This is a genomic window from Actinomyces polynesiensis (assembly GCF_000820725.1).
GTDB classification, from domain to species: Bacteria; Actinomycetota; Actinomycetes; order Actinomycetales; family Actinomycetaceae; genus Pauljensenia; species Pauljensenia polynesiensis.
This window is the reverse complement of record NZ_CCXH01000087.1, coordinates 1-10,709: the sequence shown is the minus strand read 5'-3', so window position 1 is coordinate 10,709 and position 10,709 is coordinate 1. Positions and strand designations below refer to the sequence as shown.

9 protein-coding genes and 1 pseudogene are annotated in these 10,709 nt (G+C 66.1%); 8 read left to right on the top strand and 2 right to left on the bottom strand.

Translation table 11 applies throughout. The features are described 5' to 3' along the window. Positions 1-228, bottom strand: a 228-nt coding sequence (locus tag TA90_RS15455; RefSeq protein ID WP_222704595.1) for a hypothetical protein, incomplete at its 3' end; no start/stop codon positions are given. Between TA90_RS15455 and TA90_RS03455 the strand changes: the two genes are divergently transcribed. Continuing rightward, positions 115-1,431 carry an ISL3 family transposase gene (locus TA90_RS03455; RefSeq protein WP_187120083.1) on the top strand — a complete coding sequence of 439 codons (1,317 nt, stop codon included), beginning with the start codon at positions 115-117 and terminating at the stop codon, positions 1,429-1,431. The two genes, TA90_RS15455 and TA90_RS03455, sit on opposite strands and share 114 nt — an antisense overlap. Positions 1,432-1,455: 24 nt before the next feature. Here TA90_RS03455 and TA90_RS15450 read toward each other — a convergent pair. After that, positions 1,456-1,818 (bottom strand): annotated as a pseudogene (locus tag TA90_RS15450) (transposase); the annotation flags it as partial. 779 nt (positions 1,819-2,597) lie between these two features. On the opposite strand from TA90_RS15450, the gene TA90_RS03440 reads away from it, so the two are divergent. From TA90_RS03440 to TA90_RS03410, 7 genes are all read left to right on the top strand, one after another. Beyond that, positions 2,598-2,687 (top strand): potassium-transporting ATPase subunit F, encoded by a 90-nt coding sequence (locus tag TA90_RS03440; RefSeq protein ID WP_043534627.1) that lies wholly within the window; start codon positions 2,598-2,600, stop codon positions 2,685-2,687. Further along, complete coding sequence (gene kdpA, locus TA90_RS03435) at positions 2,687-4,360, top strand: potassium-transporting ATPase subunit KdpA (protein WP_043534626.1); 1,674 nt, start codon at positions 2,687-2,689, stop codon at positions 4,358-4,360. The genes TA90_RS03440 and kdpA overlap by 1 nt, the downstream gene beginning before the upstream one ends. A gap of 3 nt (positions 4,361-4,363) precedes the next feature. Continuing rightward, positions 4,364-6,514, top strand: coding sequence for a potassium-transporting ATPase subunit KdpB (gene kdpB, locus TA90_RS03430; RefSeq protein ID WP_043534625.1), 2,151 nt, complete (start codon positions 4,364-4,366; stop codon positions 6,512-6,514). 25 nt (positions 6,515-6,539) lie between these two features. Beyond that, positions 6,540-7,154, top strand: coding sequence for a K(+)-transporting ATPase subunit C (gene kdpC / locus TA90_RS03425; RefSeq protein ID WP_043534624.1), 615 nt, complete (start codon positions 6,540-6,542; stop codon positions 7,152-7,154). Next, the gene (locus TA90_RS03420; RefSeq protein WP_052450450.1) at positions 7,111-9,672 is read left to right on the top strand and encodes a DUF4118 domain-containing protein; all 2,562 of its coding nucleotides are present in this window, start codon (positions 7,111-7,113) and stop codon (positions 9,670-9,672) included. The genes kdpC and TA90_RS03420 overlap by 44 nt, the downstream gene beginning before the upstream one ends. Beyond that, positions 9,669-10,382, top strand: coding sequence for a response regulator transcription factor (locus TA90_RS03415; protein WP_043534623.1), 714 nt, complete (start codon positions 9,669-9,671; stop codon positions 10,380-10,382). The genes TA90_RS03420 and TA90_RS03415 overlap by 4 nt, the downstream gene beginning before the upstream one ends. Before the next feature lie 46 nt (positions 10,383-10,428). Then, a partial coding sequence (locus TA90_RS03410) for an IS5 family transposase (protein WP_043534629.1) occupies positions 10,429-10,709 on the top strand: 281 nt, incomplete at its 3' end.

Below are 10,709 nucleotides of genomic sequence, written 5' to 3'. Positions count from 1 at the left end.
GGCTCTTCGGACATCCGGTGGGGGTGAGGCTCGCCGGGTGAGGTCGGGTGGGTAGGGGTCGAGGTCCCCGAGGATCAGAAGCGCTAACTGTCTGATCGATACGAGGACCTCGACGTGTTTCAACATACTTCGGGGTGCGCTGAAGCGCGCCCTGCCACCGACCCGTGTTCCCGCTGCGACCTGCTGCTTGGCCTCGAGAACGTGCATGTTGAGCGTGTCGAACGCCACGACGAGGTGATGGTGGTGACGGTCTCGACGCCCCCGCAACCGGTCGGGTGCCCGACGTGCGGTGTCATCGCGACGGGCCGGGGTCGCCGTCGGAGAGTGCTGCATGACGTGCCCGGCGTCGCCCGGGTTCGGGTGCTGTGGCGGCAACGAGTCTGGCGGTGCGCCGACGCGGACTGCACGAAGAAGACGTTCGTAGAGCAAGTCCCCACGCTCGTCGCCGTCCGCGGGTCGATCACCCGGCGGGCGGTCGCGTGGGCGGTCGGGCAGTTGCGTCGCGAGCACGCGACGATCCAGGGTCTTGCCCGTCAGTTGGGCACGTCGTGGAAGACGGTCTGGCGGGCGGTCAAGCCCGAACTGGAGCGCCTCGCCGATGATCCGGCACGCTTCGAGGGGGTCACCACGCTCGGTGTTGATGAGCACGTGTGGCATCACGTCGACCCGCGCCGGCGGGGGCCGAAGGAGTTGACCGGGATGGTCGACCTCACCCGCGACGAGCACGGCCGGGTGCGTGCCAGGCTGCTGGATCTGGTGCCCGGCAGGTCGGGGAAGGCGTACGCGAGCTGGCTCCAACAGCGCGGCGACGCATTCCGCCGCCGGGTGCGAATCGCGGCGTTGGATCCGTTCGCCGGTTACAAGAACGCTATCGATGATGAGCTCGAAGACGCCGTCGCCGTGCTGGACGCGTTCCATGTCGTCAAGCTCGGCACCGCCGCCGTTGATGAGGTCCGCCGCCGCGTGCAGCAGACCACCCTCGGGCATCGGGGACGCAAGGGCGACCCGCTCTACGGCATCCAGCGCCTGCTGCGAGCCGGGAGGGAGAACCTCACCGACAAGCAGCACGCCCGTTTGGAAGCAGCGTTCACCCGGGACGAGCACGTCGAGGTGGAAGTGGCGTGGCAGTGCGCCCAGCAGTTGCGGAACGCCTACCGGCAGGCGGACCTGACCACCGGGCGGGTAATCGCCGAGCAGGTCATCGACACGTTCCACACGTGCCCGATCCCCGAGATCGCACGGCTGGGCCGCACCCTATGCCGGTGGCGTGACGCGTTCCTGGCGTACTTCACCACTGGTCGCGCGAACAACGGCGGCACCGAGGCCGTCAACGGCATCATCGAACTCCACCGGCGCCTCGCCCGAGGATTCCGCAACCCCGACAACTACCGCCTCCGAATGCTCCTCGCCGCCGGTGGCCTCACCCCATGACCCCCCACCGGATGTCCGAAGAGCCACTTTACGGGTGGAGACCCCGTTGATCCAGGCCTGGCAAACCACGGACCACAAGGCCTTGTCGACCCTGCGCCGAGGGTGGAGCAGGGAGGGGAAGAAGGATCCCGTACGCAGCTTGGGGATGGCGACACTCACTTCGCCTGCGGGTGTCTCCACCGTCTTGTCGCGTGTCCCGTTGCGCATGGTCACGCGTGCGCCTGTGTGCTCGTAAGGGGCGGCACCGATGCGGGTGGTGGCCTCAGCGTTGATGAGGTCTTGGAGGGCAGCCTGCAAGATCAGAGGCAGAACGTTGACGCCCTGTAAGTCTGGATCGGACTGAAGCTTCGCAGACAGGCAGGAGAGGGCAGACTGGATGGTGGTCATCGCGGATACCTGGTTTCGTAGTGGTTACTCGGGTCATCCGCGATGGCCGCCCCAGGCCACCACGGACACTTCCCGTTACACCACGTTAGGGGACACACCCGAGACGCTTGCACAGGTGAGAGCACGGCGCGGGACAATCGCGCTCAGCCATCAAGTGATCGACCTCGTAGCCGGTCGCGGGCGGCAGCCGAGCCCGGAAGCGACATTCGCGTTGATCGAGGAGTCCTTCGACGCTGGGGACGCTACGCAGGAGCCATCATCCGATGGGAGCGCATCATCGGACGACCTCCCCCCAGCCCCTGCGATCCTGAATGAGCGCGGTGGGCCAAAGGTGGCGCCCGCGTTCGTGGAATGGCTCATGGGCTTGCCTAATGGGTGGGTCACCGATCCCGACCTCGGGCTGACGCAGGTTCAGCAGCTCACCGCGCTTGGCAATGGCGTGCTCCCGCAGCAGGCTGTCTGCGCGATGAGGCTCCTTGCGCAGCCTGGAATCGACTCTCCCTGTACGGCCTGAAAGGCCCTGGTGCCGCAAGCGCGCCGTCGCGCGCGTTAGTAGAACGTCAAGATCAGGCGGGGGACCGTATCTGTTCCGTTAGGAGCCTTCCTGGCGCGCGGACCTGAGTGTTTCATCGTGAGTTGCGCCTGTCATGGGCGTTCGGCTCCGGGACTCGGGCCGTAGTTCTCCGAAGGGAGTTGTCTGTGCTTGACCTCGTCTACGTTCTGGGCGTGATCGTCCTGTTCGCGGTCGTCGCCCTCGTCGCCAAGGCGGTGGAGAAGCTGTGATCGTCTTCCAGCTCATCGGCCTCGCCCTCGGCGTCGTCGCCGTCGTCTATCTCGTGTTCGCCCTCGTGAAGCCGGAGAAGTTCTGATGGAGTGGGTTCTCGCGATCGCGGCGCTGCTGAGCGTCGTCATCGTTCTTGGCGTGCTCTATCGCCCCTTCGGCGACTACATGGCGTGGGTCTACACCTCCGCGAAGGACTGGAGGGTCGAGCGTGGGCTTTACAAGGTCATCGGCGTCGACCCAAAGGCGGAGCAGACCTGGCAGGCCTACCTGCGCGGCGTGCTCATGTTCTCGGTCGTCGGTGTCCTGCTCGTCTACCTCTTTCAGCGTCTGCAGGAGTGGCTGCCCTACTCGCTGGGCCTGACCGCTCCGAGCGAGCACCTGTCGTTCAACACGGCGATCTCCTTCGTGACGAACACGAACTGGCAGTCCTACTCGCCGGACACCACCCTCGGCTACACGGTGCAGCTCGCCGCGCTTGCGGTGCAGAACTTCGTGTCCGCCGCGGTCGGCATCGCGGTCGCGATCGCGCTCGTTCGCGGCTTCGCATATCGGAAGTCCGGCACGATCGGCAACTTCTGGGTCGATCTGGTGCGTGGCACGCTACGCATCCTGCTACCCATCGCTTTCGTCGGCGCGATCGTGCTGATGATCGGCGGCGTGATCCAGAACTTCAACGGCTTCCAGGAGGTCACGACCCTCACCGGCGGCACCGCAACGGTGCCTGGCGGCCCGGTCGCCTCGCAGGAGGCCATCAAGGAGCTCGGCACGAACGGCGGCGGCTTCTACAACGCCAACTCCGCCCACCCCTTCGAGAACCCGTCCGCGTGGACGAGCCTGTTCGAGATCCTGCTCATGCTCGTCATCCCGGTGTCGCTGACCCGAACCTTCGGGAAGATGGTCGGCGACGTCCGTCAGGGCTACGCCATCCTCGGTGCGATGAGCGTACTGTTCGTCATCTCCTACGGCGCGCTGACCGCGTTCCTGCTGGCAGGTCAGGGCACCGCCCCGCAACTCGCCGGAGGAGCGCTGGAAGGCACCGAGCTGCGCTTCGGCCTGCCGCTGACCTCGCTGTTCGACACGACTAGCACGATCACCTCGACCGGCGCGGTCACGGGGATGCACGACTCGTTCCCTGCACTCGGCGGCATGATGACGATGATCAACATGATGCTCGGCGAGGTCGCCCCTGGCGGTGTCGGCGCGGGCCTGTACGGCATCCTCATCATGGCCATCATCGCCGTGTTCATCGCCGGCCTGCTCGTCGGGCGCACCCCGGAATACCTGGGCAAGAAGATCGGGGCGCGCGAGATCAAGCTCGCCAGCCTGTACATCCTCGTCACCCCGGTCCTCGTGCTCGTGGGCACCGCGTTGAGCTTCGCGATCCCCGGAGTGCGGGATGACGTGGAGAACACGTCGATCTGGAACCCCGGCGTGCACGGCTTCTCGGAGGTTCTGTACGCCTTCACCTCGGCGGCGAACAACAACGGCTCGGCCTTCGCGGGCATCACCGCGGCGACGCCGTGGATGGACACCGCGCTCGGCGTGACGATGCTGCTCGGCCGGTTCATCCCAATCGTGCTCGTGCTGGCACTGGCCGGCTCGCTCGCGAAGCAGGACAAGATTCCGGCGACCGCTGGCACGCTGCCCACCCACCGTCCGCTGTTCGTCACCCTCGTCATCGGCGCCGTCATCCTCGTCGCCGCGCTCACCTATTTCCCCGTTCTCGCGCTGGGTCCCCTGGCGGAAGGGCTCGTCTGAATCATGTCCACCATCACGCACACTCCTGCACGCCCGGCATCCGGCGGCCCCGTGAAGCGGGGCGGGTTCTCCTGGTCCCAGGTCGGAGCCGCGCTGCCCGGTGCGTTCCGCAAGCTGAACCCGCGCGACCAATGGCACAACCCGGTCATGTTCATCGTCTGGGTCGGTGCGGTCCTCGCGACCGCGCTGGCGATCGCCGAGCCGTTCATGGGCGGCCCGGAGGCCTCCGGTGGCACGCCGGTCCCGGTGTCCTTCACCTGGGTCATCGCGGTCTGGCTGTGGCTGACCGTCCTGTTCGCGAACGTCGCCGAGTCGATCGCGGAGGGTCGGGGCAAGGCCCAAGCGGATACGCTGCGCAAGACCCGCACCAGCACCACGGCGCATCGCTTGATCGCATACGACGCGGCGAAGGACCCGAGCGCCACAGGAGTCCGGGCCACGGACATCGCCTCGGCGGACCTACGTCTCGGCGACACGGTCGTGGTCTCCGCAGGCGAGCTGATCCCCGGTGACGGCGATATCGTCTGGGGCATCGCGTCGGTGGACGAGTCGGCTATCACCGGGGAGTCCGCCCCGGTTATCCGCGAGTCCGGTGGTGACCACAGCGCGGTCACTGGCGGCACGCGCGTCCTGTCCGACCGGATCGTGATACGGATCACCTCGAAGCCGGGCGAGACTTTCGTGGACCGGATGATCGCCCTTGTCGAGGGCGCGGCACGACAGAAGACGCCGAACGAGATCGCGCTGAACATCCTCCTCGCGAGCCTGTCCATCGTGTTCGTCGTCGTCGCCCTCATCCTGAACCCGATTGCGTCCTACGCGGCCAGCCCGGTCTCGATCACGGTACTGGTCGCCCTGCTGGTCTGCCTCATCCCGACCACGATCGGCGCGCTACTGTCCGCGATCGGCATCGCGGGCATGGACCGTCTCGTGCAGCGCAACGTGCTCGCCATGTCCGGCCGCGCGGTCGAGGCCGCCGGTGACGTGACGACGCTGCTGCTCGACAAGACGGGCACGATCACTTACGGCAACCGACGCGCCTCGGCATTCGTGCGCCTGGCCGGCGTGCAGGAGCAGGAGCTCATCAGGGCCGCCGCGCTCTCGTCCCTGGCCGACCCGACCCCCGAGGGCTCCTCGATCGTCGAACTCGCGGTGGCTGAGGGCGTCAACGTCGGCACGACCGCGCAGGGTGAGATCGTGCCGTTCACGGCCCAGACCCGCATGTCGGGGCTCGACCTGCCCGACGGCACCCTGATCCGCAAGGGCGCCGGCTCCGCGATCATCGCCTGGCTCGAGGACGGCGGCACTCGCCTACCGAGCAGCATGCTCGCCGAGCTCGAGGAGCACACCGAACACATCTCGCAGACAGGCGGAACCCCGCTGGTCGTCGCGACCAAGAGCGCCTCTGGCGAGGGGCAAGTCCTCGGCGTCGTCCACCTCAAGGACATCGTCAAGGACGGCCTGCGCGAGCGCTTCGCCGAACTGCGTGCGATGGGCATCCGCACCGTCATGATCACTGGCGACAATCCGCTCACCGCTGCGGCGATCGCCAAGGAGGCCGGCGTAGACGGCTTCCTCGCCGAGGCCACCCCGGAGGACAAGCTCGCCTACATCCGCAAGGAACAGGAGGGCGGCAACCTCGTCGCGATGACCGGCGACGGCACCAACGACGCGCCCGCGCTCGCGCAGGCCGACGTCGGGGTCGCGATGAACTCGGGCACCTCCGCGGCGAAGGAGGCCGGGAACATGGTCGACCTCGACTCCGACCCGACGAAGCTCATCGACATCGTGCGCATCGGCAAGCAACTGCTCATCACCCGCGGGGCGCTGACGACCTTCTCCATTGCGAACGACATCGCGAAGTACTTCGCGATCATCCCCGCGATGTTCATGGGTGTCTTCCCTGGCCTCGCGGTCCTGAACATCATGGGCCTGCATTCGCCGGCCTCGGCCGTGCTGTCCGCGATTGTCTTCAACGCGATCATCATCGTGATCCTCATCCCGCTCGCTCTGCGCGGTGTGAAGTACCGGCCGATGAACGCCTCGAAAGTCCTCGGCCGCAACCTGCTCGTCTATGGCCTCGGCGGCATCATCGCGCCGTTCATCGGCATCTGGCTCATCGACCTCGTCGTGCGCCTCATCCCCGGATTCTGACCGAAGCCTCAAGGAGAGATCGGAAATGAACACTGCAACCCGCTCCACCGGACGCACCCTCTGGGTCGCGATCCGCGCGATGGCGGTCTTCACCGTCCTGTGCGGCGTGGTCTACACCCTCATCGTCACCGGCGTCGGACAGCTCATCCTGCCCGCTCAGGCCAACGGCTCCCTCATCAAGAACACCGACGGCGAGGTCGTCGGCTCGTCGCTGATCGGGCAGGGCTTCCTGGACGCGGACGGCAACCCGTTGCCCGAGTACTTCCAGTCCCGCCCCTCCGCTGCCGGCGACGGCTGGGATGGTGCGAACTCGTATGGATCGAACTACGGCCCAGAGAATGAGGACCTCATCGCCGCTATCGCCGAGCGCAAGGCGCAGGTCGCCGAGTTCAACGGTGTGAGCGAAGACCAGGTGCCGCCGGACGCGATGACCGCCTCCGCGTCCGGCCTCGACCCGGATATCAGCCCCGAGTACGCCGCGATCCAGGTGGCGCGCGTCGCAGAAGCCCGGGCGATGGGCGTAGAACAGGTGGAGGAGCTTGTCGCCGCTCACACCCAAGGTCGTGACCTTGGCTATCTGGGTGAACCCAGAGTGAATGTGTTGGAGCTCAACTTGGCGCTGGACGAACTGGAGGATTGACGTGGGACCACGGGGACGGCTACAAGTGCTTCTCGGAGCTGCGCCCGGCGTCGGCAAGACCTACGCCATGCTTGAAGAAGGCAAACGTCTTCATGGCGAAGGTAAAGACGTGGTCATCGCGGTCGTGGAAACCCACGGCCGCGTTGCCACGTCTGCGATGACCGAAGGACTTGACGCGGTTCCCCGCCGAACCATGCAGCACCGGGGCGTAGAACTCACTGAGATGGACTTGGATACTGTGCTTGCACGAAAGCCGGACGTCGCGCTCGTTGATGAGTTGGCTCACACCAACGCTCCCGGCTCGCGCAATGAAAAGCGGTGGCAGGACGTTCAGGAACTTCTCGATGCTGGCATCGACGTCATCTCCACCCTCAACATCCAGCACATCGAGTCCCTCAACGATGTCGTCCAGGAGATAACCGGCGTCCCGCAACGCGAGACAATCCCTGATCAAGTGCTGCGCGCCGCCGATCAGACCGAGGTCGTTGACCTCGCGCCGCAGGCACTCCGCGACCGGCTCGCTGGTGGCTACGTCTACCCCGCCGAGCGCGTCGATGCCGCCCTCTCCAACTACTTCCGCCTGGGCAACCTCACCGCATTGCGAGAGCTCGCATTGCTCTGGCTGGCGGATGAAGTCGATTCCGCGCTGCAGGACTACCGCAATGAACACGGCATCGACAGCAAGTGGGAGGCGCGCGAGCGCGTCGTCGTCACGCTCACCGGCGGACCCGAAGGGGAAACGTTGCTCCGGCGCGGCGCCCGGATCGCGGCTAGGTCGGCCGGTGGCGAACTCCTTGCGGTGCACGTCACGACCCAAGACGGTCTACGCAACGCGAACCCCTATGCCCTCGCTCAACAGCGTGCCTTGGTCGAAAAGCTCGGCGGCACGTACCACCAAGTCGGCGGCGACGACATCCCAACAGCTTTGGTCGACTTCGCCAGAGCCGTCAATGCCACCCAGCTCGTCATCGGCGTCAGCCGCCGCGGCCGTATCGCCACGGCCATGACAGGACCGGGCATCGGCGCCACGGTGATCCGCGAAGCCGGCAACATCGACGTCCACATCGTCAACCACGCCGCCGCCGGCCGGGGCCTCACGCTGCCTAAGTCCGGAGGCGCGCTGACGCTCAAACGGCGCATAACCGGCTTCGTGCTCGCCCTGCTCGGCGGACCGGCGCTGACCTGGCTCCTGGTCACGCTTCGCAACGAGGAGTCGATCACCAGCGACGTGCTGAGCTACCAGCTCCTCGTCGTCATCGTCGCGCTCATTGGCGGCCTATGGCCCGCCTTGTTCGCCGCAATCCTGTCGGGACTGACCCTCGACTTCTTCTTCATCGAGCCCTACCACACCGTTTCGATCGGCCAGCCCCAGCATGTTCTCGCGCTCGTTCTCTACGTCATCATCGCGATCCTGGTCAGCTACGTCGTGGATCGCGCGGCACGACAGACCCGTGCGGCTCGGAGGGCCGCAGCCGAGTCCGAACTGCTTGCAACGATCGCCGGGAGCGTGCTGCGTGGGCAAGGTGCTCTCCAAGCCCTCGTGAGCCGTACCCGTGAAGCGTTCGGCCTGACCGGCGTCCGACTGGTCGCGGGCGACATCACTCTCGCCTCGGACGGAGAACCGGCCTCAGACTCCTCACCGACCATCGTCCCGGTCGGCGACCGAGCTCTGCTGGAGCTGCACGGGGAAGGCCTCGAAGCCTCCGAACGTCGCCTGCTGTCTACCATTGCCGTCCAGCTCGACGCCGCACTGGAGCACAGCGACCTCGCTGAGACGGCGAGCGAAGTCGAACCACTCGCTGCCTCCGACCGCGTTCGTGGTGCCCTGCTCTCCGCGCTCAGCCATGACCTACGCCGCCCCCTTGCCGCTGCGACTGCAGCCGTCAGCGGACTCCGCGCCGCACGCGATTCCCTGTCCAAGTCCGACCGTGAGGAACTTCTTGCAACTGCCGACGAGAGCCTGACAACACTCGCAAGCCTCGTCACCGACCTCCTCGACGTGAGCCGCCTCCAAGCCGGCGTGCTCGCTGTCTCGGGCAGCCCCCTCGACCCTGCCGATGTGATCCTCCCCGCCCTTGACGAACTCGACCTTGGCCCCGAAGAAGTCGAGCTCGACCTGGACCCAGACCTCTCGCCTGCCATGGCCGACCCAGTTCTCCTGCAACGGGTTATCGTCAACCTGCTTGCCAACGCGGTCCGGCACGCCCCCGCCGGGTCGCGAGTGCGAATCGCCACCAGCGAGTTCGCCGGGAAGGTCGAAGTCCGGATCATCGACCACGGTCCCGGCATCCCCCCGGATCGCCGTGACGACGTGTTCGTTCCATTCCAGCGTCTTGGGGATACGGACAACACGACAGGGCTCGGCCTGGGCCTCGCGCTCTCCAAGGGCTTCGTAGAAGGCATGGGGGGAACCCTCACGCCCGAGGACACCCCAGGGGGCGGCCTCACGATGGTCATTACGCTGCCGGCCACAAACGCGCCCCAGACGCAACACGAGCGAGGAAAGGGCCGACCATGAAAATCCTCATCGCCGACGACGACCCACAGATTCTCCGCGCCCTCCGCATTACCCTCACCGCGAAGGGCTACGACATCATCACCGCGGCGAACGGAAGCCAAGCGATCGCCGCCGCAATAGACCATCACCCGGACATCTTCATGCTCGACCTAGGTATGCCCGAGCTAGACGGAGTGCAGGTCATCGAGGGCATACGAGGCTGGTCCGGCGCGCCAATCCTCGTCGTGTCCGGGCGGACGGGCGCCGCGGACAAAGTCGAAGCCCTTGACGCAGGAGCGGACGACTATGTGACAAAGCCCTTCTCCATCGAAGAACTCCTCGCCCGCATCCGCGCGCTTACTCGACGCCTCCCGCAGCACGACAGCGATCCCATCGTGAAGTTCGGCGACGTCACCGTGGACCTCTCGACCCACACAGTCATGAAGACCTTGGGCGAGCAAAGCGAGAGCGTCCGGCTCACGCCTACCGAGTGGCAAGTCCTCGAACTGCTGATCCGAAACCCCGGCAAGTTGGTAACGCGCCAGACGATGCTGACCGAAATCTGGGGCTCCGAACACGTCAGCGATACCGGCTACCTCCGGCTCTACATCGCACAACTCCGCAAGAAGCTCGAACCTGAGCCGGGCATACCCCGCTATCTCATTACCGAGGCAGGCATGGGGTATCGACTGCAACCGGACGCCATCTCTGAGGACGAGCCAAGCCACTAGAGCGTGTCTCCGATATGTTGGTTGAGGCTCGCGGGATACTGGACCGGTGGGTTCTGGGAGCAGGTTTGAGGCGTTGACGGATGAGCAGTGGGAGCGGATCGCGCCGCTCCTGCCCTCCAATGAGGGCAGGAAGGGTCACCCGTTCACGAACAATCGGATGATCGTCAACGGGATCATCTACCGGTATCGGACGGGGATCCCGTGGAGGGACCTGCCTCGAGGTGAGTTCGGACCGTGGCAGACGGTGTGGAAGCGGCACCGCGCCTATGCGCGTCGGGGCGTGTGGGACAAGGTACTGGCCCAAGTCGTTGGCGAAGCTGACGCGGC